The following is a 26866-nucleotide window of genomic DNA, read 5'->3' as shown; positions in this document are numbered from 1 at the left end:
CCACGGACCGCGAGCGAGGTGCGGCCGATGTGACGGCCCCTACACTGGGCCGCATGCCTGTGCAACGGATGCTCGCCCTGTCCGCGTTCGCCCTGCTCACACCGCTCGCCGCGACGGCGTGCTCATCCTCGGGGCCCGGCTATAAGTCCGAGTGCGAGGTCAGCGGTTGCACGGTCACCTTCACCCGCGGCGTCAATGCCAAGGCCAATGTGCTCGGCATCGATGCCGAACTCGTTGCGGTGAACGGCAATACGGTCACGCTGAAGGTGGGCGGCCAGGAGGTCAGCATCCCGGCCGGGCAGACCCAACCCGCCGACGGTCTCAGCGTGACGGTGCCGGAGGTCACCAGCGACAAGGTCGTGGTCCGGCTCACCACCGGCGCCAACGGCAGCTGATCCGGCATCAGCCCCGCGCGACGACGTCGCCGATCGCCGCGTCCAGGATGGACAGTCCGAGGGCGAGTTCGTCTTCGGTGGCGGTCAGCGGCGGGGCGATGCGAAAGACGCCGCCCATGCCGGGGAGCTGGACGATATTCATATGCAGGCCGAGTTCCAGGCAGCGGCGGGTGACGAGCGCGCCGAGTTCATCGGAGCCCTCCTTGGTTTCGCGATCGAGAACGAGTTCCAGTCCGACGAGTAGACCACGGCCCCTGATATCGCCGACGACGCTGTGCCGCTCGCCGATGCGCTCGAGACCACCGCGCAGGTAGGCGCCGAGCGCGGCGGCACGCTCGGCGAGATCGTCACGAATGAGCACATCCAGCACCGTATTGCCGACCGCGGCGACCAGCGGGTCCGATACGTGGGTGGTGAAGAACAGGAAGCCACGCTCATGTGCCCGCTGCTCGATCTCGGCGCTGGTGATCACCGCCGCGAGCGGCAGCCCGGCGCCGAGCGTCTTGGACAGGGTGAGGATGTCGGGCACGACGCCGTCGCGCTCGAAGGCGTACCAGGATCCGGTACGGCACAGGCCGGTCTGTGCCTCATCGAGGATGAGCAGCATGCCGCGTTCGCGACACTTGTCCCGCAGCGCGGCGAAGTAGCCGGGCGGCGGTTCGACGACACCGCCGGAGCTGAGGATCGGCTCGACCAGGCAAGCGGCCAGGCTGCCGACCGACTGGGCATCGATCAGGTCGAAGGCGAAATCGAGTTGGCGACGCCAGTCGAGTTCGCCATCGGCGGTGGTGAAGTCGGGGCGATAGGAATTGGGTACCGGGATGGCGAAATTGCCCGGCGCGGCGGGGCCATAGCCCTTGCGGCCCGCACTGTAGGTGGCACTCGCGGCGGCCTGCGTCATACCGTGCCAGGAGCGGGCGAACGAGACGATTTCGTGTTTTCCGGTGACCAGCTTGGCCATTCGGATCGCGGCCTCATTCGACTCGGCCCCGGTGGTCAGCAGCAGCACCTTCGCGAGCGGTTCGGGCAGGGTCTCGGCCAGGCGGCGGGCGAGGTCGACGACCGGGCGGCTCAGCATGCCGCTGAACAGATGGTCCAGCTCACCGATCTGGCGGCGCACGGTGGCGACGATATCCGGATGTCCGTGTCCGAGAATCGCACTCATCTGACCCGAGGTGAAATCCAGTATCTCCCTGCCACTTTCGGTGTAAAGGAAGCTGCCCTCGGCGCGGGCGATGATCTCGCGGGTGAACTCGCCCGCACCCGCGTAGCGCACGAGATGCCGGTCGGCGTCGGCCCAGAAGTCGACGGTGGACAGTGATGCGGAGGTGGGAGCAGCCATATCTGCGACGGTAAGGCGGGTCCGAGCATCACGTCCATCTCACAATTCCGGCTGTGCTGTTCGGCAGAGCCGAACAACAATGAAGGCATGCTGAACCCCTGGCGGCTGCGGCTGCTCAGCCAACTCGACTCCCTCGGCACCGTCCGCGCGGTCGCGCAGGCGGCCAACCTCAGCGCGTCCAGCGTGTCGCAGCAACTCGCCGTGCTCGAGGCCGAAACCAAGACCCGGCTGCTGGAACGCACGGGCCGCCGGGTCCGGCTCACCCCCGCCGGGCTGATGCTGGCCCGCCGCGCCAGGGCGATCCTCGATCAAATGGACGGCGTCGAGGCCGAACTGCGCAGCCTCGGTGACGAACCGGTCGGACAGGTCCGGCTCGGCGCGTTCCAGAGCGCCATCCACTCGCTGTGTGTGCCCGCGGTGACGCAGCTGGCACATACGCATCCGCACCTCGATATCGAACTGGTCGAGCTGGAACCGCACGCGAGCATGCCCGCGCTGCGGGTCGGTGATGCCGACATCATCATTACGACAACCGATTTCGTCGAACATCCGCTCGGCGCGGATGTCGATATCGTGCCGCTGGCCACCGACCCGATCGTGCTCGTGCTGCCACCCGGCCGGTCCGCCCGCGGACCCGCCGACCTCGCCGCCTACGCCGACGAGCCGTGGGCCTTCGATATGCCGAAGTCCTATATGGCGAATCTGGCGACGCGGCTCTGCCGCGAATCCGGTTTCGAACCGCGCGTGGTCTGCCGCTTCAGCAACTACATGATGACGCTGCAACATGTCGAAGCCGGACTCTCGATCGCCCTACTGCCCGGCCTGGCCGTCGACCCACGCTATCGCGTCACCACCCGGGAGCTCGCCACCCCCGTAACCCGCACGATCACCGCCGTCATCCGCCGCGGCGCACCCCCACGCGCCGCCGTACACCTCGTCCTGGACGCCCTACGCCGATGCCGCGACCTGCTGATCGTCGACCCGCGACTCGGCAGCCATATTGAAAACGCCTGAGAGATAACGCTCACATACCCCGTCCCGTGCGGCAGGCGCTGATCGCAGGGGCCGGATGAAACCCGATGCGTCCGGGAGTACTGATCGGCTCCCGTGCTGACCCGCGTCTCGGGGATAGTCGCCGAGTCCTCGTTCGAGCATCGCGATCGCACGCCGGACATTGCGAAGTTCGACGATCGAATGCGCTTATTGCGGGCCGAGCGTCTCCCGCCTCCTGTCTAGGTAGCCGCTATAGGTAGATCCGTAGGTATCTGCTGATGCGTGGCGCCGCGCCTAATCGCCGAGCATTGCTTATCAACAGGTTGTGGGTTTCATGGCCGGAAGGATCGACGCCAAGACAGTGACCATCACCATGACACGTGCTCGGGGTAGTGGCCGGCCACCGAGTACGAGATGTCCGATCCGCGCCGACTCGGGTCGGGCTGCCCGGCCAGCGGACGCGACTGGAAATGACATGTCGATGAACGGGATGGGCTCCTGGCAGTGGGACCTGTGCCACATTCGGGTTCGGTTCGTGTGTCCGGCGTTGGAGTTGGACTTCCAGGACATCCGTGCGGTGGCCGACCGGTTCGCCGCTGCCGCGCACAAGGTGGGGGCGACCGTCACGATCGACTCCAACCTCAGCGACAGTTGGCCGCCCTTGCCGTGTCGCAGACTATGGGCGTGAACCATCAGCAACACCCCCGAGCCCGATCATCGAGCGGTGTGCCAGCCTGATCGCTGATGCCCAGCTCCGCGGCTATCTGCGGTGATCGGGCGACCAGCTGCGTGTTCGGGCGACTACGCTCGGCATTATGTCGGCGACGCGCCGAGAACACGCCGAGGATCTGGTGGCGGCAACGGGTGATTTCGTTGGTCGTGATCCGGAGCTGGGCAAGATCAGCAGCTTGCTGCTGGGTTCGGCTCGGCTGGTCACGTTGATCGGCTCGGGCGGAATCGGGAAAACACGACTCGCGACCGAGGTCCTGCGCCGATTCGGCAAGGCCGGGCCCACGCCGGTGTATTGGGTGCGGTTGGCGCGGCTGGCCAAGAACTCGGATGCGGCCGCGGTCCTGGACGAGGCCGCGCAATCGGTGGTCGGTGCCGACTTCTCCGGACGATCTGGGTGGGATGCGCTGATCGACACGTTGACCAGGACCGACGCGGTGGGACGAAATCTGCAGACGGTGCTGGTGATGGACAATTGCGAGCACGTCCTCGCGGGCGCCGGGCAGTTGATCACGGAGTTGCTGGAGGCGGTTCCGGGATTGACCGTCCTGGCGACCAGCCGCGAGGCGATCGGGTGGGTCGACGAACATCTCGTCGTGGTCCCCCCGCTGACACAACAGCAAGCTCTGGCGCTGTTCCGGCAGCGCGCCGTACTCACCGATCATCCGATCATCGACACCGACGCCGATCAGCTTGCTGCGGCCGGCCTGATTTGTCGTCATGTGCACAACCATCCGCTGTATATCCGGTTGGCGGCGGCGCAGCTGTCACGGCGGCCGTTGGCTGTCGTCCTTTCCGAACTGAGCGGTGAGGCGACCGACAGACGGATGCGGTGGGCGCATGGGCCTCGGATGGGGGCCGAGGCGCGGCATCAGGGGGTTCGTGATGTCATCGCCTGGTCCTACGACCTGGCCCAGGACAAGAAGCGGCTGCTGCTGGACCGAATGTCGGTCTTCGCGGCGGGTTACGACACCAACCCCGAGGACGACATCATCTCGGCCCGGGATGTCGGTGCCGACCTGGAAGCCATCGAAGTGGTCTGCGCCGACGACCCGGCACCCGGACACGACCGTGGAAACGGCGAGACCACAGTGAGCGTGGCAACCGAGGAGGTCGAGGGCTTGCTCGAGAGTCTCGCCGACCAGTCGCTGGTAACCCGGCACATCACGCCGACCGCGGTCCGGTACTCACTGCTGGAAAGCATTCGAGTATTCGCCCAGCAGCGGCTGGAAGAACGCTCGACCGACGAGGTGGACGAACCGGCGCGGCTCGCACAGCGACATCTCCGCTACTATCGGAACAAAGTCGTTGCGGCGCAACTCAATTGGTTCAGTCCCGCGGAGCGGGATCTGCTGGCCTGGGCACGCGCGGCGTGGGACAACATTGTGACCGCGATCGAGACCAGCCTCACCTCCGGCGAGCCGGCACTCGGTTTGGAAATCTGCACAGGTCTGATCGCCCTGCCCATCTACAAAGGTTCACCCCGAGAAATACGCCGGTGGTCCGAACGCATGCTGCGGGCCACCCGCACGCTGACCCCGGAACCGACCGAACTCCAAATCATGGCCATGGCCCTGAGCGGGTGGCTCGCCTTGCTCCAGGGCAGAAACGACGACGCCGAACGAATGCTCGAGGAGTGCGCCGCCGCCTGCATCGATGACCCGAAGATCCGACAGAATTGGCGGCAGGCCCCGGAAGCCGACATCGGTCTCCCCGCGCATGTCGAAGTCTTGTGGGGGGTGGAACTGATGGCGGCCCACCGAGACCCGAGCGCTATCACGGTATTGGCCCGGGCCCGCGAAAAGTTCCATGCCCTGGGCGATCTCGGTGGCGAGGCGAGGAGCGAGTGGCACGAGGCATTGGCGGCGAGCTTCGTAGGATCGGCTCAGCAGGCCCTGGAGATCAACCGACGTGGCCTCGATCATGCCAACGCGTCCGGAGACCGGTGGACGATAACCTGGGCAGAGATGGCGTGGGCGATCGCGTTGACCAAACACGGCGATCCCACCGAGGCATTGGCTCTCGGGCGCGCAACACTGGCACGCCAGGAAGCCGCGAGCGACCACTGGGGGGCGGCGTTGGCTGTGTTCATCCGGATATGGTCACTGGCACAGTCCATTACGAATTCGATCGCGGCCGGCGGCACCGACCAGGCCGAACTCAGGGCACTGGCCACCGAAACCGCTCAACTCGCCGGCGGGGTCACAACGCTGCGAGCGGGGTCGGGTATCTATTTCGGCGATCTGGGGCTCTACGCCGATGAAACGAAAAAGGCGATCGACGTCGCCCGCAGCGTGTTGACGCCCGATGCATTCGCCGCCGCCTATAGGCAGGGCTCCCTGCTGCGTCCCGACCTGCGCGAGGTGCAGCGTTTGGCGCTGGGGACGCTGTCCATCGGCAGGCTGGCGATGGACCATCCCGCCCGGAAGAACACCCCAGCACGCTGGGGCGAGCTGTCGGCAGCCGAGGAGCAGGTCGCGACCTTGGCCGCTGCGGGATGGACGAACAGCGCGATCGCGGCCCGTCGAGGCAATTCCGGCCGGACCATCGACGCGCAGATGGCCGCGATCTTTCAGAAACTGACAATTACTTCCCGAGAAGACATCATCGGATTCGTTCCCAGGGACCAGATCGATGAGGTCCGGAAGGAAGCAGCGAGGCGGCCCCGTAGGACCGCGCAACGATCACGTACGCCGCGGCCACGGTGACAGATCGCGCATTCCATTTCCCCGCTCTGCACGAGCCGCGAACGGACGAGGGCGCGACGGTCATGCCCCGTCTGATCGCACTCGCGCCGGTCAGCTTGGCTCCGCACTGAGTTTTGATCTCAGTGCGATCGGCGTACGAAAACGTTTCGACGCTGGATCGCGATCAACTATGCAGAAGCCGCACAAAACAAGGCGAGAGCAGTTGATGATCAGCGAACCACCGAACGCCGCCGACGCACCGGACGCCGACCCCGTCGGCGCCCGGGCGCCGAGCATCAATTCGATGCGCGGTCACGTCGAAGAACTCGCCGAACGCAAACGCGCCGCCGTAATCGGACCCGATCCGGCGGCGACCGAACGCCAGCACGCGCGCGGCAAGCAGACCGCCTATGAGCGGATCGAGACCCTGCTCGATCCGGATTCCTTCGTTGAAATCGAGGGCCTGCGCACGCACCGGGCCACCGGCTTCGGCATGGATCGCAAGCACCCGCCGGGGGACGGCGTCGTCACGGGGTGGGGCACCGTGGAGGGGCGCCGCGTCTTCGTCTACGCGCACGACTTCCGGATCTTCGGCGGATCACTCGGCGAGGCGCACGCGCACAAGATCCACAAGGTGATGGATCTGGCCGTCACGGCAGGCGCGCCCCTGGTCAGCCTCAATGACGGTGCCGGCGCGCGGATCCAGGAGGGGGTGACCGCGCTGGCCGGATACGGCGGTATCTTCCGGCGCAATACCCGCGCGTCCGGCATCATCCCGCAGATCAGCGTGATGCTCGGACCGTGCGCGGGCGGTGCCGCCTACAGTCCGGCGCTGACCGACTTCGTCTTCATGGTGCGCGGCACCGCCCAGATGTTCATCACCGGACCCGAGGTGGTGACCGCGGTGACCGGCGAGACCATCACCATGGAGGATCTCGGCGGTGCCGATGTGCACGCGCAGACCTCCGGGGTCGCGCATTTCCTGTACGACGACGAGGCGAACTGCCTGAACGACGTGCGGTTCCTGCTATCGCTGCTGCCGTCGAACAATCGCGAACAGCCACCGGTGCAAGCCAGTAAGGACCCGGCCGATCGGCGCAGCGAATCGCTCTACGACCTGGTGCCGACCGATAGCAACCGGCCCTACGATATGCGCGCGGTGATCGAGGAAATCGTCGATGACGGCGTGCTGTTCGAGGTGCACGAGCACTGGGCGGCCAATATCGTATGCGCGCTGGCGCGTTTGGGCGGTCGAGTGGTCGGGATCGTCGCCAACCAACCCAGCGTCCTGGCCGGTGTGCTCGATATCGAAGCATCGGAGAAGGCGGCGCGCTTCGTGCAGCTGTGCGATGCGTTCAATATCCCGATCGTGACGCTGGTGGATGTGCCCGGCTTCCTGCCCGGCGTCGCACAGGAACACGAGGGCATCATCCGGCACGGCGCGAAATTGTTGTACGCCTACTGCAATGCCACCGTCGCGCGGATCTCGGTCGTGCTGCGCAAGGCGTACGGCGGCGCGTACATCGTCATGGACTCGCGCTCGATCGGCGCCGATCTGGCCCTGGCCTGGCCGACCAATGAGATCGCGGTCATGGGCGCCGAGGGCGCGGCGAATGTCATCTTCCGGCGCGAGATCGCCGCCGCCGACGATCCCGACGCCGCCCGCCGCCAGAAGATCAAGGAATACCGCACCGAACTGATCCACCCGTACTACGCGGCCGAACGCGGTCTCGTCGACGACGTCATCGACCCCGCCGATACCCGCCCCGCATTGATCGCCGCACTGGCCATGCTCGGCAGCAAGCATGCCGATCTCCCGATGCGCAAGCACGGCAATCCACCCCAGTAGGAGCAGCCCGGATGACCACCTTCCTGAAAATCGAGCGCGGCAACCCGACCGACGAAGAACTCGCCGCGCTCACCACCGTCCTGCTCGCCGTCATCGCCGGAGCCGGCCCCACCCCCACCCCCGCGCCCGGCCCGGCATCGGTGCAGTGGCTACGCCCCGAACGCCGCCCCGCCTTCGTGGTCCCACACAGCTGGGCCGCATAGTCGCCCGGGATCGTTGGCGCGATCGGCGAAATTCTCACCACACAGCTGTTGGCGTAAAGCGCGCAACGATCCTCAGCTGAACTGTCGCACGAGCTCGCGCTTGAGGACCTTATGGCTGGGACCGAGCGGAAGTTCGCTGACGAATTCGACGCGCCGCGGATACTTGTGCTTGGCCAGATGTGCACGCCCGTAGGCGATCACCGCTTCGGCGGTCACCGGCCCGGCTGGTACGACGACCGCGCAGACCTCTTCGCCGTAGGCGTCGTCCGGCAGACCGATGACCGCGACCGCGGCAATATCGGGATGACGCAGTAGCGCCTCTTCGACCTCGGTCGGGTACACATTGAACCCGCCGCGGATGATCATGTCCTTGATCCGGTCGACGATCGTGAGGTACCCGTCGACATCCTTGACCCCAAGGTCACCGGTGCGAAACCAGCCGTCGACTACGGCGGCGGCGGTGACCTCCGGCTTCCCGAGATATCCGTTGAAGACGTTGTGGCCGCGAATGACCACCTCACCGAGTGCACCGATGGGCAGCAGTGCAATCCGTTGCGATTCGGACGGATCGGCGATCTCCACCTCGACACCCCAGATCGAATGTCCGACCGTACCCGGCCGCGCCCCGAAATCGGGCTGGTTCACCGCCGCTGTCGGGGAAGTCTCCGACAACCCGTAACCTTCCAGGACCGGCGCACCGAAGACCTCCTCGAACGCCTCCAGCACCGGCTGCGGCAGCGATGCGCCACCCGAGATGCACAGTCGCAGTCGCGGCGGTTCCGCCGACGCGCGCGCCGCGGCGATCAGACCGACATACATCGTCGGCACGCCGTGAAATGTATTGACGCCCCTGGCTTTCATCAGCCGAATGGCCTCGGCCGCATCGAATCGGGGCAGCAGCACGAGGGTCGCTCCGGCACGCCAGGTGGCGTTCATCGAGACCGACTGACCGAAGACGTGGAACAGCGGTAGCGCGCCGAGCGCGACATCATCGCTACGGACATCGTTGGCGTCGAAGGCATTCACCGTCGCGTTCATCACCATATTCAGGTGACTGAGCTCGGCGCCCTTCGGCCGACCGGTCGTCCCACTCGTATAGAACACCACCGCCGGATCCTCGGGCCGCCGCGTTACGAAGGTCGCAATGGGTTGTCCGGCAAGGGAATTCGGTTCGACACCGGGTATCTGCACCGCCGCGGCGGCCGTCGCGCCCACCTGCGCGAACCACGGATGACACACCAGCAGCCGAGCATCGCTGTCGCGCAGCACATGTTCGACCTCACCCGCCGTCAGCAGCAGATGCACCGGAACCACCACCGCCCCAGCGGCGAGAATCGCATAGTAGGCGGCCGGAAATTCGGCCGTATTGGGGCACATGAGCGCCACTCGGTCGCCGGGGCGCACACCGAGCTCGATCAGGGCGGCGGCCTGACGGCGCGCCCGTTCCCAGAGCTCGACGAAGGTGATCCGCTCTGCGCCCTCGATCAGTGCGATCCGCTCCGGTCGCCTTCGCGCCTGTTCGGCCAGGATGCTCGCCAGGGACAGGGTCGCGTTCATAACGCTCGCCCGGTGAATCTCGTCATCGCTCTCCAAAAACTAGCAGCGCAAGTTAAAAACCAACCGTAAGGCACCAAAACTAGCAGCGCAAGTTTTTCGAATGGCTCCTGCAAGAATGCGATCCATGGCCCGACCCCGCCGACCACTACTCAGCCACGAGCGCATCGTCGAGACCGCGCTGGCACTTGTCGACGCGGAGGGTCTGGCGGCCCTCTCGACCCGCCGCCTCGCCGCCGAACTCGGCGTACAGGGCCCCTCGCTGTACAACCATGTCGGCGCCAAGGACGAACTCATCGACGCCGTGGTCGATTCCGTGCTCGGCGAGGTGGACACGTCGATGTTCGGCGAGCTGTCGGCCGACAATCCGGACTGGCGATCGGCATTGCGACGCTGGGCCCATTCGTATCGGACCGCCGTCGCCGCGCATCCGCACATCGTTCCGGCATTGGCGAGCGGACCCGGCCATCGCCCCAACGCGCTGCGCATGGCCGATGCCGTCTTCGGCGGCCTGGTTGCGGCGAACTGGCCGCGCCGGGAGGCGACAACCGTCGGCACGCTGATGCGCTACTTCCTCACCGGCTCATCTCTCGGCTCATTTGCCGCCGGCTTCCCCGCCGATGCCGAGGTCTACGCCGACGAATATCCACACCTGAACGAGGCGCACCTACTCGCCGACCGACAGCAGCGCATCGATCAGGTCGCATTCGAGGTCGGTCTCGAATCGCTATTGGACGGACTCGAGGGCCGATTCCAGTTACTACTCAGTAGTCAGTAGCGGAATCCCTTGCCGGAGCTGTTGATCGGGTCACAACGGGTGCGCCGATGCCGTACTGACCAGCGCCGCACCGGCTCGGTTTGCGAGGTCGCGCAACCGCCACGAAAACGCCTACGAGAGAGCGGGATTCACCGGAACCACGCGGCCGTTCGGCGCTCGGACCGGGGCTTTTGATGCCGAGTTCGCGCCGTTGTCTGTGCATGGGATCACGTTGCCCCTTCGGAACGTTGAGGCATAACGTAACTTCCTGTTAACAGGACGATGTCGTCCTGACCAATTCCTTTTATTCGGTCCCGCAGGAGGACATGCCCCGCAGTGCCCGCTCCCTCGATCAGGAAGTGGCGCAGCAGGTGTGGTTAGAAATGGCATACGCAACGCCTTGGCAAGTCAATGAAGTTCAGCTCGGCCGGTCCGAGAACAGTCGCTACCGCATTCGCGAACTGACCGCGCAACGTTTCGATCTACGATCCGACTGGGGCTACCTGTGCGCAGCGGGCCTGAGTCTGCTGACCTTCCTACTACTGTTCCAGCCCTGGGTTTCGGCAACGGGACCGAACGGCACGGTCAGCGCCAATGCCTTCGGCCGCATCGACGGCTTCACCAGCAGCAGTTGGCAATCGGACGGGCCGGACATGGTGAGCATCAGCGGCGCCTGGGCCGTCCTCACCACCATGGCGGTCGCTGGCACGGTCTTCTCGGTCGTGCTGTATTTCCGGGTGCGCAGCCAGGCGCTGTCCCGCCTGGTCATGGTCACCAGCGGCGCGGCCGCGATCTTCGTGCTCATCACCCTGCTGTACCTCAACAGCAAGGCGCCGGAACTGCGCGGACTCACCGAATCCGCCACTCACGCCGGACTTTTCAGCTGGCTCTTCGGCAATGACGTGAGTTCGAACCTCGGGATGGGTGAACATCGAATCGCCAGTGCCGGAATCGACCTCGGCGCGACGCTCGGTGCATTCTCCGCATTCGGCGCCGCGCTGGCCGCCGCCGCCATGGGACTGCGCAAACGGCCGATCAGCGCAGTGCGCGTGGTCGCGACGCCGCAGCCATATCGCGCGAAGATCACTGCCTGACAACCCGACTCGGGCCGACCATCACTTGATGGTTGTATTCATCCAGTCGACAACAGCACGCTGGTAGGCAGCGGTATTCGGTGCGAGATTCACCGAATGTCCGCTGCCGGGCAGCACGAAGGTGCGCAGCTTCGCCGCCGGGGCGAAGAACGGGGTCTCCGCGGCCAGCAGGGTGGTGGCGTCCCGGCAGATCGAATACGCGGGGCCGCAGGACAACCGGTCCACACTGCCATTGGCGATCATTACGGGCGCCTTGATGAGGCTGGACATCCCCGGCAGCGTGGAGGTCAGGCCGTCCGGATATTCGGAGAGCGAGAAGACCTCCTTGGTCTTCTCGTCCAGCTCGACCACCTTCGGGTCGGCATCCGGGCCGAAGAAGTCCTTGGCCCGGGTGCCGGGCCTGGTCGTGAGATAGCCCGAATCCAGTCCGCGACCAGCGAATACGGGATCGTGGATGGCCTGGTAGTAGGTGGCGATAACGTCGAGCACCTCGGTCATATTGAGAGTGTGCGAATAGCCGGTCAGCAATACGCCGTCGACATCGTTGTGCGCGGTCGCCTCGATGACGGAGGTACCCGAGGTCAGCGAGTGACCGACGGTGACGACCTTGCCGAAGGCCTGCGCGCCAGCGAACCCGCGCCGCAGCGACTGGACTATTTCGTGCAGGGCGTCCGCGGTGGCGGTGGCGGTCAGCGTCATGGCCGGGGGGTGGCTGCTGTCGCCATTGCCGAGCCGGTCCATGGTCAGCGTCGCGAAACCGGCACGGTTCATTGCCCGCCGGAAGCTGTAGGTCTCCGGCTGGTAGGCGAAGTCCCAATAGGTGGCGTTGTAGTTGGAGCCCGACATCAGCACCATGACGACATCGGTCGGCTGTTGCGGCAGGCACAGCGTGCCGGCCAGATTGCCCTGTGGCACCGGGAACGAGACCGCCTGGCAACCGTCCGGCGCCACGGTATCGTCGGCATCGGCCACCCCCGGCGCGAGGCAGAGCAGTGCTGCGGCCGCGAATGCGGCAATGGACCGAACCGAGCTTCGCACGGGACGCGCCCCCTTTTGGTGATATGTGAAATCGCCGGCCTGGCATGCTGATCAGCCGTCCAGTGAGGCAGGCTATAGCGCGAGCTCGCCGCCGCGCAAGAATTGCTGCACGCATCATGGAAAATGGCGGGCGGCACCCGATTCCCTTGCGGCACAAGATCGAAACCGCGCTGACGATCCGGATCCGGCTACACCACGCGCCGATAGATACATCGGCAAGGCTGTCCCTCAGTCGCTGTCATGTGGTACGAGGTGGCCGAAGTCGACCTGCTGAGCATTGGAATCGACCGCCCCCGCCACCACTTCCAGTACCCAGGCATCGAGCGGCGTGCACCCGAACTCGGCCAAGGCGGTGAGTTGGCGCGCGTCGTGCCAGGAGGTGCCCGGTGGGCAGAAGAGTGCGAGACCCCGCTCCGCTATGGGGCCAGTTCGGAGGAGTGCCGGCACACCGGTATTCGCTGTCGGTGTCGCGCATGGCGTGGGCAGATCTTCCGTGGTGTCGAAAATGGTGATCGAGAAGACTGCGCCATCCTTGGGCCACTTTCCGGCGAATCCCGATACCGCGCAAGGCGATTCGTTTGCTGCGGCACGGCCGGATCCGACGTCGCCGACAGATCCGACGCAACGGACATGCCGGACGTAAGACCGAATGCGGGACGTTTGCGATCTACAATCCGGAGGTGAGCGCGCGAGCTGTGCATTTTGTTGGAAGCTACCCGGCTGAGAGTACCGACGATGCGATGCGGGCGATGTTGGACGGAGCGGGAGCCCGGCTACGTACGCTGCCGACCGGCGAGACCAGCCGCTACGAGTTCTATGTCCAGCAGATCATCACGGATCTGGTGTCCCAGGGCGCGTTGGAGGTGCGCAAGCCCGGCAGCTGGCGCACCAGCCAGGAACGCACCATCCACCGCGTCGCCCACGGCGCCGAATCCACCGGCGACATGATGGATCTCGGCTACCTCCGCGAGACGCGGGAGGCGCTGCCGGTCTTCCAGAAGTTGCGCGAGGCACGCGATCTGCCCGGCCTCTCACTGCAAATGGGCATGCCGACCGATTTCACACTGACGTTCATCGCCCTCGGTCCAACCGGCCTGCGATCACATAAGCAGGCATTCACCGACGCCACCGTGCGCGATATCGCGGCGATCCGCGAACTGGTTGGCGACGACGTCGTCATTCAGTTGGAGGCGACCGCCGAACTGGTGCTACTGGCGAAAACGCAACCGGTACACCGCCAGTTCGAGGCGGCACTCGGACTCGGCCGCGGCATTGCCGCGCTCGCCGCCGCGGCACCGGCGGGCACCCGATTCGGGGTACACCTGTGCCTCGGCAGCATGAACAATAGATCCCGCGCCAGCATGCACGATACTCGGCCGCTGGTGGATCTGGCCAATTCCATTGCGCGGCAATGGCCGTCGGGCCGCGCGCTGGAGTTCGTGCACGGACCGCTCGCCGCGGGTGATGTGCCGCCTTCGACACTTCCGGAATTCTATGCGCCGCTGAAGGATCTGCGGCTGGGCGATGGCACCGCCTTCTATGCCGGTCTGGTGCACGATATTCCGACCGAAGCACAGCAGGTGCAGACGCTGCACATGGTAGAAAGTGCACTCGGCCGACCGGTCGACGGCGTCGCCAGTGCCTGCGGACTCGGCCGCAGACCTCGGGAGATCGCCGACGCGATGGTGGCACGCGCCGATGCCATCGCCGGGGCAGAGTGACCACGCCGTCCCGAATACCGTTGTAGCCCTGGAAAATCCGGACTACTACTTGCGGCCGACGCCGCCGATGAGCACCAACCCGGTTTTCGGCGTATCACCGTCGAGCCACTCTTGTACCGGTGCCAGGCCGGGCCCGAGCATTTCGAAACCGTCGAAGTACTTGGCCACTTCGGCCCGCGACCGGTAATGGACCTGAGCCGTGCTACCGGCGGCTTGCGCGGTCGACTGCGCGATGAAGTCCGGATCGCTTTCATCGGACCCGTGGGTGAAGATGAAATAGCTGCCCGGCGCCAGTGTCTCGTGGAAACGCGCGATGACCTCGGCCGGGTTTTCATCGTCCATGATGTAATGCAGCACGCCGACCAGCACGATGGCGACCGGTTGCGAGAAATCTATCTGCGCCTCGGATTGCACCCGCTCGATAATGTCGTCCGGGCGGCGCACATCGGCCAGCATCGGAGTTACCCCGGGCAGCTGGGCCAGCAGCGCGTTGTTGTGCGCGAACACGACCGCGTCGTAGTCGACGGCCACCACCTTCGATGACGCGTCGATCGCCTGCACCGCCTCGTGCAGGCTGGGTGAGGCCGGAATCCCGGCACCGATATCGATGAACTGACGCACGCCCGCCTCGGCCGCCAACTGCGCGCCCTGGAGCATGAACTTGCGGACCAGCCAGGCCAGCGTTTTGGTATCCGGTGCTATCTGCAACATGCGGTGGGCCAGCATCTGGTCCACCTCATAATTGTCCTTGCCGCCCAGCAGGTAGTTGTACACCCGAGCCGAGTTCGGCTTCGATGGATCGACGCCCGCCGGTACCCGCTTGACGTCCGACACCGCACCTCCCTCGATACCGTCGATCATCGTAACAAGCCTTTCCTGCCGTCCGGCGGAAATACGCTGGCGATATGGGATGTCCCCCGCCCCGGCCTCGTTCGACCGGTGCGGGCAACGCGAATTCGTAAATGATAGCGCTACAACGGCATTCGGCCACCTCGCCACCACCCTTTCCGTGCGCTGGTCGGTGCTGGCAATTTGCCCCGGGTTGCCTCCACGAGGTAACGGTGCGGCCGCGGGAGCGTCGAGTTCTGAACCCCCGATACCCGATCATCGCCCCGGGAGTGGGGAACTGATCGTGGTGAAGTACTGGATCGCGGCCGCGACGATCACCGGGGCGGTGACCAAAAGCTGACCCGCGATGGTGCCGAGCGCCCCGACCGCGATGACGCCACCGACACAGCCGACCGCGGCGGCGGGCAGGATCGGACCGAAGAGCCCGATAATGGTGGCGCTGGCGGCCGCCGCACCGACCGCCCCGCCGAGCACACAGCCCACGGCCGCGCCGCCGAGGCCACCGACCACCGTGCCGACAAGGGCCCCCATGGCGATGGTGCTGCTCATCCGATTCCAGGCCGCGACCTCGCGCTCGTATTCCGATCGAAACGGCGCCTGATCCTCGAAGGGCAGCGCCACCGGCCGATAGACCGCGCGCGCCATATCGAATTGCGGTACCAGGGTCGCGCTGTGCTCGGAAATCGCTGCCGCGATGGGGAATTCGAAATCGTCGAGCCGCAGCCGCAAGGGCATCGCGGCGACCACCGTACCGTCGGCGGCCCTGATCTCGAAGACGTCGTTATCCGATGACAGTGTTCCCGAGTCGATGTCGATCACACTCGCGCCGTCGACCGCGCGTGCGGTGAAGGCAACGCCATCGATCTCTTCCGGAGTTTGGGCGGTGGCGGTGCCCACGGCAGTGACGGCGGCGAGTGTGCAGGTGAGGATGAACGTGGTGACGCGCATGCTTGACCTTTTCTAGTGTGATGCGAAGCCGGGATATCGGTTCAGGACAGCTGGGCCAGCGTGACGACGACCGCCGCACCGATCTCCTGTTGGCCGGAGATGGTCAGGTGGACACCGTCATCGAGGTGCCCGTCGAAGCCCGAGGCGGGAGCGGTTATCGCGAACACATCCACGGTCGGTTCCGGCTGATCGATGAGCGTCTGCGCGGTCTCGGCCATATCGGAAGTGCGCCAACCGATTCCGGCCCGCTGAAAGTGCGGGAACGCGGCCGACCTACCCTCGTCCACCGCGGCCGGTGTGAGCCACAACCAGCGCGCACCGGTGGCACGCACCGTCGATTCGTGCAGCAGTAGCAGATTGCGGGTCGTTTCCGACATGCTCACCAGCCGGGGTCCGTCGAGCCCGCCGAGACGCTGGGCATCATTCGCGCCGAGTTGGCACAGCACCCAGTCGGGCCGCTGACCGACCAGTGTGGCCAGTCCGGTGAGCGCCTGTGTGGTGGTGCAACCGGATACGGCCAGATTGCTGAGTCGGATGCCGTCCTCCGGACGGCGGATGGCGAGTAGCGCTCGCAGTATCTCGTACCAGGACAGCCGATCCGCCGTCGTGCTCTCCCCGATGGCGACGACGTGCTGCCCCGGCTCGAATGGGAGCCGGTCCACCGCATCGGCCACTTCGGCATCGGCCAGGAGTTCGGTGGCCGCGGCTCGGGTCTGTTCGTCGAATCCGGCGCACAGTCGCTTGTACTCGGCCGGATCCAGGCCGAACAGGCCCGCGGTGCGGATGTCGTCGAGCCCGTTCACATACGGCAGCGCCCGCTCGGGCCGCTGGAACCGGATCAGCTTCTCGATCAGCTCGGCATGCACGATCAACTCAATTCTCTTAGGTGAATCATTCACTGTAGTGAACGATGCTGCGCTGTGTACGATAGCGTGGTGAGCGAAGCCGAGCAAGGGGATGCGCAACACCCGCCACGGACACGGGCAGTGACCTACCTGCTCACACAGTTGGGCGCGCACGCGGCACAGCGATTCGCCGAACTCATCAGCGATCTGGACCTGTCCCCGCCCGATATCGGACTGCTGCGCATGATCGCCACCCAGCCCGGACGCAGTCAGCGGTCACTGTCCGCCGAACTCGGCGTCGTCCCGAGTCGCATCGTCACCCTGATCGACCACCTCGACCGCAAGGGCCTGGTAGAACGCCGCCGCGGCGCCACCGACCGCCGCAATCACGAACTGCACCTCACCCCGAAGGCACAGCAGCTGATGGGCCAGGTATGGCAGCTCGGCCAGGCGCACGAAGCCGATATCTGTGCAAGCCTCAACGACGCCGAATACGAACAATTGGCAACCCTGCTCAATCGCATCGCCGACCAGCAGCACCTGAAACCGGGCGTGCACCCCGGCTATCGCCGAACCCTGCTCCCCCCGAGCGATGCGTAGCCGAACCGTCGTCCGACGAAGCTAGGAGGACATCCGCCCCGACCAGGCATCGACGCGTGCCGCCCCGCAGCTGCTCTGGTCGACTGGACGGGCGCCACAGTGCGCATCGAACCCGGGCGGATGCGGACTGTGCTGTCCTACGCGTCGAGGGACCGCGAACAATCCTGCAAAGACGGCAGCGAGAATTCCCACGGCCCACCACAGCGTGCGCCCGAACGTGCGGGAGAAATTCTCCGCGTTGGCCGTTTCGCCTGCTTCGCTGAGGATTTCGGTGACCCGATCACGCCCGCCGGGCTGTGTGGCCTGGCCCTGGACGCCCCGGCAGCTCATGGGCGTCTCGGTGGGGTTGGTGCTGGCCGATCTGTCCTGCACACAAACTCGCAAGCCAGAGATGATCCGCGCCTGCGCCTGCTCATCCAGGCCCGCCACGGCGAGTTCGGTGCGGACCCGGGGTATGACCGTATCGACGCCGCGATCGGAACCGCTGTCGAGCTGGGTGAAGAAGATCACCCCGGCGAGCGCGACGCCGAGCGCGACGCCGAGTTGCTGAGCGGTGTTCAGCAGGCCGGACGCCGACCCCGCATCGTCTTTGGGGACCGCAGCCAGTACGAAGTCGATGGTCGGCGAGACGATCAGGCCGAAGCCGAGCCCCGAAATGGCAAGCGGTGCAATCAACTGCCACGACGTGATCGCCGGGCCGTACCGCCCGGCGGCCCATACACAGCTGGCGAAGCCCGCCGCGTTCAGCAGTGCTCCGGCCATCAGCACTTGCCGCCCGTACCGGGGTATCAGCACCTCCACAGCTATGGCCGCCGCCGCGGCAGCGCCGACGGCGAAGGCGCCAGCGGTCAGACCGGCCCGCAGTGGCGACCAGCCGAGGCCGAGCTGCATGTAGAGCGTCCAGACGAGGAAGAATCCGCCGAGCGCGATCCAAAAGATCAGCCAGAGGACGCAACCGATCGTGAATGATCGCACCCGAAACAATCCGAGAACTATCAGCGGAGAACCGATCGTCCGGGCGCGTCGATGTTCGTAGACCACAAGGACAGCAAGCACTGCACCCGCACCGGCCATCATCGCGAAAGTCCATGCCGGCCACCCGAATCGGCGGCCTTCCAGGAGCGGGTAGACCAGCATCGCGATCGCGGCCGTGACGAGCCCGGCGCCGACGAGGTCGAGCTTCGCAGCGGTCGCGGACTTCGATTCGCGCATTGCGAACAGGGCCGCGGCGAAAGCGCCGATACCGACCGGGACATTGACCAGAAAGATCGGCCGCCAGTCGAGGCCGAACGCATTCCAGTCGACGAGGACACCACCGAAGGTCGGCCCGACGACCGCCGCCGATCCCACGATGGCGCCGAAGATGCCGAGAACCCTGCCCCGCTCGTTGGGTGGGAAGGTGACGTGGATGAATGCGAGGATCTGCGGCACCATCAGTCCGGCGGTGCCGCCCTGAAGAAACCGCGAGACGATGAGCATGCCCGGGCTGCAGGCGATGCCGCACAGCGCTGAGGCGATGGTGAACCCGGCGACTCCGGTCAGGAACAACCGGCGGCGGCCGTAGATATCGCCGAGCCGGCCACTGGTGATGAGGACTACGGCGAACGCCAGCACGTATCCCGCGACGATCCATTCGAGCTGTGCATATTGCGCCCGAAGGTCACGTTGGATACTCGGTACCGCGACGTTGACGATGGTGGTGTCGAGCAGGTCCATGAACCCCGCGACGAGGACGACGACGAGCGCGATCCAGCGTCGGCGCTCCTGCGACGTCGAACGCCCCTGGGATATCGGCGGACAACTCCACTGCCACACCATCTATGGCCCTCCCATCATTGAAAGTGCGGTAGCCCAGATGGTTTCGGTCAGGGCCGAGCGTTGGCCGACGTCGGCTTCCGCATGGTCGCGAGGCTCATCAGGGACGGGTTGAAGTGCCCCACCGCGTCGCCGCCGCCGGGGACGGTGCGGCCGTGGGATTGCAGGTAGTCGACCAGGCCGATAGCGGCGCCGGTCCAGCCCTGCGGTGTGAACGATTGCACCGCTTGGGTTTTGCGATCGTTGTAGATGAGCCCGGCCCAGCGTGCGCCCTCGCCGCGGTCGTAGCTGTCCGGATCGGCGGATGGCGTGGTCATGGCGGAAAAGACGCCAGAATCGATCGTGCCCATTTCCTCGATGCCCAGCCAGCTGCCGGGGGCGGACAGTGCGTTCAGGGTGTCGAACAGTTGATCTTGGGCGGCGGGGGTGAGGTAGATGACGAGACCTTCGACCAGCCATGCGGTCGGTAGCGATGGGTCGAAGCCGTTGTCGCGCAGGGCAGTTGCCCAGTCGTCGCGCAGATCGACGGCGACTTCGTGACGTTCGGCGGTTGTCGTCGCGTCGGCGTCGTCGAGCACGGCGCGTTTGAATTCGAGTACTGGCTGGCGGTCGAGTTCATAGATGACCGTGCCGTCCGGCCAGGGCAGCCGGTACGCGCGGGAGTCGAGTCCGGCGGCGAGGACGACGACTTGACGCACACCCGCTTCGGTGGCGGAGCGCAGATAATCGTCGAAGTACCGGGTGCGTCCGGCCTGGAAAGCTTGAAACAGCGATCCGAAGTCGGCCGAGCGCAGTGGATGTTGCTTCGTCAGTTCCGGGTCGGCGGTGAACAGCTCGGCCCATTCGTCGCCTGCGGCGCGACAGAACACTTCGGCGAACTCGTCGACGGCCAGGGCCTGCGGCTGCCGAGCTGCCAAGCCGCGGGCTGCCGCGACGAACAGCGCCGTGGCGCCGACGCTGGTCTTGATGTCCCAGGAATCGTTGTCGTTGCGCGTTGTGCTCACTTTTTCTCCAATCAGGGTCGGGTTACTGGTGTGATGGGCGGGGATGTTGTCGTCGGCGAGGAATTCGTCATGGCGTGCCACCGGGACCGGTGATCAAAACGATGACGCGACCCCGGTGCTGTGGTCGGCGGCCGAGACCTGCTCGCGGCTGTAGCCGTGCAGCGCGAGCCCGTAAATGCATAAGCCGTCGAGAAACCACTGCAGTGCGCGGACGAGGATGCGCAGCACAGAGAAGGTCGATGGGCGGGGGTCGGAGGAGTCCGGGTCGGCGGTTTCGATGAGCGTGTCGGGTGGGGCGTTCGCGGTCACGGGAGTTCTCCCTCCGGCGCCGGCGTGGCGGTTTTCGTGGGCGAGGGGGTGTTCGCGGTGCTGGAGTGCGCGACGATGTGGATGTCGCGGCGGACTCGCCCCGCCCAGTACGGACGCATGGGGGTGGTGGTCTGCCGGTGGATCGGGGCGTCTTCCCAGGCGAGGAACGCCTCTTCGTCGGTCCATTCGGACAGCAGGATGTAGTGGTCGTCGTCGGCGCACGGCCGCAGCAACTCGTCACGAATATGGCCTGGCGTACCCGCCACCTGCGCAGTGACCTGCGCATATGCGGCTTCGAATGCGGCTTCCTCGCCCGCCCGTATGCGGGCTCGGACCATCACTCGCGCGGTCATGCGATCACCTGGCCGGTACGGGCCGGTTCGTTCACCGTGCTCAGTTGCATGTCGCTGCTGGTGCGCACGGCACGCAACGCAGCGGTAGCGACGTCCTGTTTGCGGCTGCGTTCGAAGGCATGGAAGCAGCCCTCATCGGCCCAGTCGCTGATGACGACGAAAACGCACATGTCCGGGTCCGCGGATACGGCTCGGGTGATGCACTGCCGGACGAAACCCGGGGACTGTACAGCCAAGGCGAACACCGGCCGTAGGCCCTCGAGCAGGCGGGTAGCGTCGGGTCTGGCGACGGTCATGGTAATGGTGGCGCGCAAGACGGTCATCGTCAGATTCCTCCGTCGACATTGAGGCAGATGCCGTTGACGAACTGTGCGAGTTCGCTGGCGAGGAACAGCACGGCGCCGGCGACGTCGCCGGGGCGACCGAGACGGCCGAGGGCCGCCAGGGCTGCGTAGCGCTGTTTCTGCGGTTCGGCCAGACCGATGATCTGGTCGGTTTCGATGATTCCCGGGGCGACGGTATTGACGCGGATGCCCTGTGGACCCAATTCCTTGCACAGCGAGCGCGTCAGGCCGTGCACGCCGGCTTTGGACGCGGTGTAGTGCGTCCGGTTGGGCATTCCGACATTCGCGACGGCGGAGGAGATGTTGATGATCGACGCGGACTCGCCGAGGCGGGGCAGAAGCGCGCGCACCATCAGGTACATCCCGGTCAAATTGGTGTCGACGACGCGGTGCCATTCGGCCGGATCCATCTTCAGCAGTGGCGTATTCGACACCACCCCTGCGTTGTTGACGACGATGTCGACGGTGGCCGGGGCAGTCTCGACGATGGCGGCGACTTCCGCAGGGTCGGCGACGTTCGCGAAGCACACGCGGCCGGGTGCGGTGGCCTCGTCCAGTTCGCGTGCAAGATCGGCGGCTGCGTCACTGGGTTTGCTGCCGATCGCTGTCACTTGTGCGCCTTGTGCGGCCAACGCGCGGACGATGCCGAGGCCGATGCCGCGGGTGCCGCCGGTGACGATCGCGGTCTTGCCGGTCAGTCGCAGGTTCAGCTGCGTCTGCTGCACGGCCGAGGGGTTGTCGGTTGTCGGATGCTCGTGCTGTCGCACAGCAGCGCATCCGAGCCGACTGGCGCGGGTGTTCTCGTTGTCGTTCACTGTCGGACTCCTTCGGGTCGGCGCAGAATCAACGCGCTGTTGAAGCCGTCGTATCCGCGTGCGGCGACGGCGGCGACATGGACGGCCGCTCGTTGCGGAGCAGCGATGAAATCGAGTTCGCATCCCGGGGCCGGGTTGACCAACGCCCCGAACGCCGGCAAGGTTTGCTCCCGCATTGCCAGCACGGCGGTCGCAACGTCGAGCGCGGAACTGCCATGGGCGGCTCTGCCCAGCAGTCCTTTCTGACCGGTGACCGGCACCCCGTCGGGGAAGACGGCGCGGATCGCGTTGGCTTCGGCCCGATCGGCAGCTGGCACACCGGCCGAGTCGGCGAACAGGACATCTGTTCGCTCCGGCGAGGTCTGCGCACGCCGCAGTGCTCCGCGCAATGCGGCGGCAAGGTAATTCGATGGCTGCTCGCCGGTCATGTCGCCGCAGGGGTGGGAGGTACGTCCGTCGTGGTTGGCGGCATACCCTGCGACCTCCGCGTACACATACGGTGCGCCGCGCCGCAGCGCGTGCTGCTCTTCCTCCACAACGAAGATGGCACCGCCCTCACCGGGGACATATCCGGCGGCAGCGACATCGAAGGGGAGATATCCGCGTGCGGGGTCCTTTTGCCGGCTCAGCCATCCGCTGCGCTGCAAGCAGGTAAGCGCGTACGGACCCAGCGGCGCCTCGGTGCCGCCGGCCAGGACGACGTCGGTTCCGCGACGGATGGCACGAGCTGCGTATCCGAGGCTGTCCAGGCCGCCCGCCGCTTCCGAGACGAGGACGCTCGACGGACCCTTCATCTGATGCAGAATCGAGGTTTGCCCAACGCTTGCCGCATAAAACCAGGCGATCGATTGATAGGTGCCGACGGTGCGTTTCTCTCCTGACCACAGCCGCTGCAGCTCCTGCTGGCCGAAGTGATTTCCGCCGGACGAGCTCGCCAACGCGACCGACATCTGGTACGGATCCAGGCTGGACGGATCGAGCTCCGCATCCGCCAAGGCCTGCGTTGTCGCCGCCATCGACATCCACGTCCACCGGTCGGTCTGCACGATCAGACGGCGGTCCATGTGTAGCTCCGGCACGAAGTCGCGGACCTCTCCGGCCAGCGTGGTCGAATACCCGGAGGCGTCGAAGTGGGTGATCGGTGCGATCCGGTTCTCACCCGCCATAACGGTTTTCCAGTGCTCGCTCGCCGACGTGCCGCTCGGGGCGACAACGCCGATCCCGGTGATCACCGCTCGGCGGGTCATCGCAACTCCTCCGGACGGGTGAAGACCATCGCGGACTGGAAACCGCCGAACCCACTGCCGACCGACAACGCCGTGTCAACGGCAGCATTGCGCGCGATGTTCGGGACGTAGTCCAGGTCGCACTCGGGGTCTCGGTTACTCCAGTTGGCAGTCGGCGGTATTACGCCGGTGTCGATCGCCAATGCGCAGGCCGCCATTTCGATCGAGCCGATCGCCCCGAGCGAATGCCCGACCATCGACTTGATCGAGCTGATCGGCACCTCGTACGCGGCCGCACCGAGCGCCTTTTTGAAGGCGGCCGTTTCATGGCGGTCATTTTGCTTCGTGCCCGAACCGTGTGCGCTGATGTATCCGATCGCGTCGGGATCGAGCCGGGCTTGGTCCATCGCGGCCCTGATGGCAATGCTCATCTCGAGCCCGTCCGGGCGGAGTCCGGTCATATGGAAGCCGTTGCAGCGCGAGGCATACCCGCCGATCTCGCAGTAGATGTGGGCACCCCGATCCAGGGCGTGTTCGAGCTTCTCCAACATCAGCACCGCCGCACCTTCCCCGAGCACGAATCCGGCCCGCGTCATATCGAAGGGGCGGGACGCGTGCGCGGGATCATCGTTGTCATCGGTGGTCGCCCGGATCGCGTCGAACGCGGCGACGGAGATCGGTGAGATAGGCGCATCCGATGCGCCGGCAAGAACGAAGTCGGCGTCACCGTCTTCGATCATGTGAAGTCCGTAACCGATCGAGTCGATCCCGGATGTGCAGCCCGTCGAGATGACCGCTGCCGGACCGTGCAACTCGTACAACGCCGAAACCTCGGCGGCCATGCTGCTGGGGATGAGGGCCTGATACATGTGGGGCAGCACGGACCCCTCGTCGACCAGCCATTCCCGGCCACCGTCACTGGCGATCACGTACTCGTTCTCCAGGGTGATGGTCGCTCCGACCGCCGAGCCCAGCGACACCCCGAACACCTCACGCGCGGCGTCGGACAACTCCAGACCGCTGTCCGCCATCGCCTCGCGGGCGGCAACGAGCGCGAACTGAGTCATCCGATCACAGCGGCGCGCCTGCCTGGGCGACAACCCGTATGCCTGCGGATCGAAATCGCATTCCGCCGCCACCTGGGAGCGAAACCCCGTCGGATCAAAGGAACTGATCCGACGGGTCGCTGTTCGCCCGGACGACAAACAGTCCCAGAACGACCTGCGTCCGATTCCACCTGGAGCGACGACCCCGATCCCCGTGACGGCGACCCGGGTCATCGAGCTCTCTCCGCTGTCACCGGGGCACGCTCCGACGATTCGGTGTCCACGTGGCCGAGTTCGGGTCGTGGGGCGAGTGGTCCGAGATGGAAGACGACGCTCGCGGTCTCGGTCCCGACATTGCGCAACCGGTGCCGGACACCGATCGGGATGAACAGTCCCTGCCCCGCTGTCACCGACCACTCCTCACCGTCGAGGTCGACGGCGAGGTCCCCGTGTACGCAGTACAGAAACTCCTCCGAATACGGGTGGTAGTGCTCGGCGATGCGCTCGCCCGCCGCCAATGTGGCAACGCCGGTGAACCCGGACGTGCTGCCGACGGTTTTCGGGCTCAGCACAGTCCTGATCTCACCTCCCCGGCGGCGGTCGGCGGGAAGGTCGGAAGCATCGACGCGGCCGGGCCGAACGCTCGGCGCGCTGACGGATTCGCCCGATGGGTGCTGCGGCGGTGCAGCTTGGGCGCCGGATTCCACGGCGTGGCGCCGTTCGACCTTTTCCTTGATGAGCTGCATCTGGATCACGCTGTTGGTATTGATTCGGTCGGTCATGCCAGCGTCGTCGAGCGGCGCACCCGGTCGCATGTGAAAGTCCTGTACCCAGGTCATTTGGGTGCCCGCTCCGGACTCGGCATAGTGCCAGCGGATGCGCATGTACTCGAACGGTCCGGTCTCCACGCGATGTGCGTTAACGGTTCGGTTGATCGGGTCAACGGTTCGTTCGCTGACCCAGCTCCATACTCGACCCGCCTCGTCCGGGTGCATCGTGAGCCGGAATCGGACGGTGTCGCCGTGCTGTGCGAGAACGTCGACGGCGGCGTATTCGGAGAACAGCTCCGGCCAGCTTCGCACGTCGTTGGTCGAGTTCCACACCACGTCGAGGGGGGCGTCGATGTGGATCGTGTTTTCTGTGTGGCCGGACATCACGCGACCTCCAGATTCACTGCACGCTCGACGTACCGGACCAATTCGCCACCGGTCATGTCGATCAGCTCAGCGGGCAACCTGATGTCGAAGTCGCGTTCCACAACACTCTGGATCTCGAAGACGGCAAGCGAATCCACGCCGAGTTCCGCCATTGTCGAACTGTCTGCCGACTGCAACTCGTGTGGGCTGATATCGACCCCGACGTGCTTGTCCAGGATCGCGCGGAGGGTTTCAATGGTGAATGTTGCGGACACTTACTTCTCCTCATTCCATTTTGTGTCGGCAGCCGACTCCGGTCGGTTCGGAATATCCAGCGTGGGACCGGTTTGCGGTGTCCAGCTGTAGAACATGTGGGCGCGCGCATCCGCCGGGGACTGCCATGTCGCAAGGTAGGGCGAAATGAATTCACCCAGCCGGGAGCTCACGCGCGCGAACTCCGGATGCTGCTGAGCCGTACCGATTGCGGCCGCGCCGGGTTCCGCAGTCTCCAGCAAGTGCACATAGAGATCACCCAGGACGTAGAGCTCTCGCCGGGCGACGCCGGCGATCGCCGGCAGATCCGTCGCGTCGGATTCGGCGAAGATCTCGGCAACGCGGGAACCAGCGTGCGGAAGTATTCGAGCGATGATCAACGAACGATTCATCTCGAGACCCCACACCTGCCGAAAACGACTCGCTCGGACGCACGCGCCATTGCAGCGCAGTTGCTGCAACGTTGAATAGCCATAGAGATTCTCCTATATGGATTCTCGGGTAAATGGACTCGACATCGGAATGTATCGATGCGTGCCATGAACTTTATTGGTGGAGCCGGGCAGTAATCCACAACCCTTGATGTGCTTTAACCAGCACCTTTGGGTTGTGATAAACAACACCAAGGTAGCGTTGCACGATGGGATAAGATTCCACGACTTTCGTAGCAACGATCGTGGAACACCGTCGAAATAGCGTTAACGACGATGCAGTTGCACGCGATTCGCCGCTGCGAGAATGGATGCAGAAACAATATTGTTAATTGCAATATTCGATAGAAGCGAAGCGGCCGTGCGCCCGATCCGGGCTGCCCAGGAGTCCAGCGCCGAGCACAACGCCCGAATCCGCACTGCGGTTGCCACTGGACGTACTCAGCGTGCGGGATATCTTGACCCACAACTGATCTCGAAGTTGTGCGTAATGGTTGACAATGATGGGGT

At 65.4% G+C, this 26866-nt stretch carries 27 protein-coding genes; 10 read left to right on the top strand and 17 right to left on the bottom strand.

What is annotated here, in order from left to right; all coding sequences use genetic code 11:
- The first annotated feature begins 53 nt into the window (after window positions 1-53).
- The gene (locus ABZ293_RS01220; RefSeq protein ID WP_355176707.1) at window positions 54-395 is read left to right on the top strand and encodes a hypothetical protein; all 342 of its coding nucleotides are present in this window, start codon (window positions 54-56) and stop codon (window positions 393-395) included.
- Window positions 396-402: 7 nt separating this feature from the next.
- On the opposite strand, the gene ABZ293_RS01215 is transcribed toward ABZ293_RS01220, so the two are convergent.
- A complete protein-coding gene (locus tag ABZ293_RS01215; protein ID WP_355176706.1) occupies window positions 403-1737 on the bottom strand; it encodes an aspartate aminotransferase family protein in 1335 nt (444 codons plus the stop codon).
- An 87-nt stretch (window positions 1738-1824) separates the two neighbouring features.
- Between ABZ293_RS01215 and ABZ293_RS01210 the strand changes: the two genes are divergently transcribed.
- The 5 genes from ABZ293_RS01210 (at window position 1825) to ABZ293_RS01190 (ending at window position 8198) form a co-directional block, all read left to right on the top strand.
- Window positions 1825-2751, top strand: a complete 927-nt coding sequence (locus tag ABZ293_RS01210) for a LysR family transcriptional regulator (RefSeq protein WP_355176705.1) — start codon at window positions 1825-1827, stop codon at window positions 2749-2751.
- Window positions 2752-3205: 454 nt separating this feature from the next.
- Window positions 3206-3418, top strand: coding sequence for a hypothetical protein (locus tag ABZ293_RS01205; RefSeq protein ID WP_355176704.1), 213 nt, complete (start codon window positions 3206-3208; stop codon window positions 3416-3418).
- Window positions 3419-3545: 127 nt separating this feature from the next.
- Complete coding sequence (locus ABZ293_RS01200; RefSeq protein ID WP_355176703.1) at window positions 3546-6167, top strand: AAA family ATPase; 2622 nt, start codon at window positions 3546-3548, stop codon at window positions 6165-6167.
- A gap of 205 nt (window positions 6168-6372) precedes the next feature.
- Window positions 6373-7995 carry an acyl-CoA carboxylase subunit beta gene (locus ABZ293_RS01195; protein WP_355176702.1) on the top strand — a complete coding sequence of 541 codons (1623 nt, stop codon included), beginning with the start codon at window positions 6373-6375 and terminating at the stop codon, window positions 7993-7995.
- Window positions 7996-8006: 11 nt separating this feature from the next.
- Complete coding sequence (locus ABZ293_RS01190; RefSeq protein WP_355176701.1) at window positions 8007-8198, top strand: acyl-CoA carboxylase subunit epsilon; 192 nt, start codon at window positions 8007-8009, stop codon at window positions 8196-8198.
- A 72-nt stretch (window positions 8199-8270) separates the two neighbouring features.
- On the opposite strand, the gene ABZ293_RS01185 is transcribed toward ABZ293_RS01190, so the two are convergent.
- A complete protein-coding gene (locus tag ABZ293_RS01185; protein ID WP_355176700.1) occupies window positions 8271-9755 on the bottom strand; it encodes a long-chain fatty acid--CoA ligase in 1485 nt (494 codons plus the stop codon).
- Window positions 9756-9879: 124 nt separating this feature from the next.
- Here ABZ293_RS01185 and ABZ293_RS01180 point away from each other — a divergent pair, with 124 nt between their 5' ends.
- On the top strand, window positions 9880-10530 hold the full coding sequence (locus ABZ293_RS01180) for a TetR/AcrR family transcriptional regulator C-terminal domain-containing protein (RefSeq protein WP_355176699.1): 651 nt from the start codon (window positions 9880-9882) through the stop codon (window positions 10528-10530).
- Window positions 10531-10892: 362 nt separating this feature from the next.
- Complete coding sequence (locus ABZ293_RS01175; protein ID WP_355176698.1) at window positions 10893-11603, top strand: hypothetical protein; 711 nt, start codon at window positions 10893-10895, stop codon at window positions 11601-11603.
- Window positions 11604-11624: 21 nt separating this feature from the next.
- On the opposite strand, the gene ABZ293_RS01170 is transcribed toward ABZ293_RS01175, so the two are convergent.
- A complete protein-coding gene (locus ABZ293_RS01170; protein WP_355176697.1) occupies window positions 11625-12641 on the bottom strand; it encodes an alpha/beta hydrolase in 1017 nt (338 codons plus the stop codon).
- 740 nt (window positions 12642-13381) lie between these two features.
- On the opposite strand from ABZ293_RS01170, the gene ABZ293_RS01165 reads away from it, so the two are divergent.
- Window positions 13382-14362 (top strand): hypothetical protein, encoded by a 981-nt coding sequence (locus tag ABZ293_RS01165; RefSeq protein WP_355176696.1) that lies wholly within the window; start codon window positions 13382-13384, stop codon window positions 14360-14362.
- A gap of 45 nt (window positions 14363-14407) precedes the next feature.
- On the opposite strand, the gene ABZ293_RS01160 is transcribed toward ABZ293_RS01165, so the two are convergent.
- The 3 genes from ABZ293_RS01160 to ABZ293_RS01150 form a co-directional block, all read right to left on the bottom strand.
- Complete coding sequence (locus tag ABZ293_RS01160; RefSeq protein ID WP_355176695.1) at window positions 14408-15223, bottom strand: SAM-dependent methyltransferase; 816 nt, start codon at window positions 15221-15223, stop codon at window positions 14408-14410.
- A 243-nt stretch (window positions 15224-15466) separates the two neighbouring features.
- Window positions 15467-16159: a hypothetical protein gene (locus ABZ293_RS01155; RefSeq protein ID WP_355176694.1), complete on the bottom strand. Its 693-nt coding sequence runs from the start codon at window positions 16157-16159 to the stop codon at window positions 15467-15469.
- 41 nt (window positions 16160-16200) lie between these two features.
- Window positions 16201-17025, bottom strand: coding sequence for an SGNH/GDSL hydrolase family protein (locus tag ABZ293_RS01150; protein WP_355177114.1), 825 nt, complete (start codon window positions 17023-17025; stop codon window positions 16201-16203).
- 69 nt (window positions 17026-17094) lie between these two features.
- Here ABZ293_RS01150 and ABZ293_RS01145 point away from each other — a divergent pair, with 69 nt between their 5' ends.
- The gene (locus ABZ293_RS01145; RefSeq protein ID WP_355176693.1) at window positions 17095-17604 is read left to right on the top strand and encodes a MarR family winged helix-turn-helix transcriptional regulator; all 510 of its coding nucleotides are present in this window, start codon (window positions 17095-17097) and stop codon (window positions 17602-17604) included.
- Window positions 17605-17625: 21 nt separating this feature from the next.
- On the opposite strand, the gene ABZ293_RS01140 is transcribed toward ABZ293_RS01145, so the two are convergent.
- The 11 genes from ABZ293_RS01140 to ABZ293_RS01090 all read right to left on the bottom strand — a co-directional run bounded on the left by ABZ293_RS01140 (window position 17626) and on the right by ABZ293_RS01090 (window position 26317).
- The gene (locus tag ABZ293_RS01140) at window positions 17626-19422 is read right to left on the bottom strand and encodes an MFS transporter (RefSeq protein WP_355176692.1); all 1797 of its coding nucleotides are present in this window, start codon (window positions 19420-19422) and stop codon (window positions 17626-17628) included.
- 47 nt (window positions 19423-19469) lie between these two features.
- Window positions 19470-20423, bottom strand: coding sequence for an SAM-dependent methyltransferase (locus ABZ293_RS01135; protein ID WP_355176691.1), 954 nt, complete (start codon window positions 20421-20423; stop codon window positions 19470-19472).
- A 93-nt stretch (window positions 20424-20516) separates the two neighbouring features.
- On the bottom strand, window positions 20517-20732 hold the full coding sequence (locus tag ABZ293_RS01130; RefSeq protein ID WP_355176690.1) for a hypothetical protein: 216 nt from the start codon (window positions 20730-20732) through the stop codon (window positions 20517-20519).
- Window positions 20729-21085, bottom strand: a complete 357-nt coding sequence (locus ABZ293_RS01125) for an antibiotic biosynthesis monooxygenase (RefSeq protein ID WP_354951423.1) — start codon at window positions 21083-21085, stop codon at window positions 20729-20731. The genes ABZ293_RS01130 and ABZ293_RS01125 overlap by 4 nt, the downstream gene beginning before the upstream one ends.
- Entirely contained in the window at window positions 21082-21408 is a 327-nt protein-coding gene (locus tag ABZ293_RS01120; RefSeq protein WP_355176689.1) for a hypothetical protein, read from the bottom strand. The genes ABZ293_RS01125 and ABZ293_RS01120 overlap by 4 nt, the downstream gene beginning before the upstream one ends.
- A 2-nt stretch (window positions 21409-21410) precedes the next feature.
- Window positions 21411-22244: an SDR family NAD(P)-dependent oxidoreductase gene (locus ABZ293_RS01115; protein ID WP_355176688.1), complete on the bottom strand. Its 834-nt coding sequence runs from the start codon at window positions 22242-22244 to the stop codon at window positions 21411-21413.
- Window positions 22241-23491 carry a beta-ketoacyl synthase N-terminal-like domain-containing protein gene (locus tag ABZ293_RS01110; RefSeq protein ID WP_355176687.1) on the bottom strand — a complete coding sequence of 417 codons (1251 nt, stop codon included), beginning with the start codon at window positions 23489-23491 and terminating at the stop codon, window positions 22241-22243. The genes ABZ293_RS01115 and ABZ293_RS01110 overlap by 4 nt, the downstream gene beginning before the upstream one ends.
- Window positions 23488-24750 carry a beta-ketoacyl-[acyl-carrier-protein] synthase family protein gene (locus tag ABZ293_RS01105; RefSeq protein WP_354951415.1) on the bottom strand — a complete coding sequence of 421 codons (1263 nt, stop codon included), beginning with the start codon at window positions 24748-24750 and terminating at the stop codon, window positions 23488-23490. The genes ABZ293_RS01110 and ABZ293_RS01105 overlap by 4 nt, the downstream gene beginning before the upstream one ends.
- Window positions 24747-25670: a cupin domain-containing protein gene (locus tag ABZ293_RS01100; RefSeq protein WP_355176686.1), complete on the bottom strand. Its 924-nt coding sequence runs from the start codon at window positions 25668-25670 to the stop codon at window positions 24747-24749. The genes ABZ293_RS01105 and ABZ293_RS01100 overlap by 4 nt, the downstream gene beginning before the upstream one ends.
- The gene (locus ABZ293_RS01095; RefSeq protein WP_354951411.1) at window positions 25670-25927 is read right to left on the bottom strand and encodes an acyl carrier protein; all 258 of its coding nucleotides are present in this window, start codon (window positions 25925-25927) and stop codon (window positions 25670-25672) included. The genes ABZ293_RS01100 and ABZ293_RS01095 overlap by 1 nt, the downstream gene beginning before the upstream one ends.
- Window positions 25928-26317 carry a TcmI family type II polyketide cyclase gene (locus ABZ293_RS01090; protein WP_355176685.1) on the bottom strand — a complete coding sequence of 130 codons (390 nt, stop codon included), beginning with the start codon at window positions 26315-26317 and terminating at the stop codon, window positions 25928-25930. It lies immediately after the preceding gene.
- Between the last annotated feature and the right edge of the window lie 549 nt (window positions 26318-26866).

This window comes from Nocardia sp. NPDC005998 (assembly GCF_040614395.1).
Lineage (GTDB): Bacteria > Actinomycetota > Actinomycetes > Mycobacteriales > Mycobacteriaceae > Nocardia.
The sequence above is the reverse complement of the archived record's forward strand: the minus strand, read 5'-3'. Positions and strand labels throughout refer to the sequence as shown.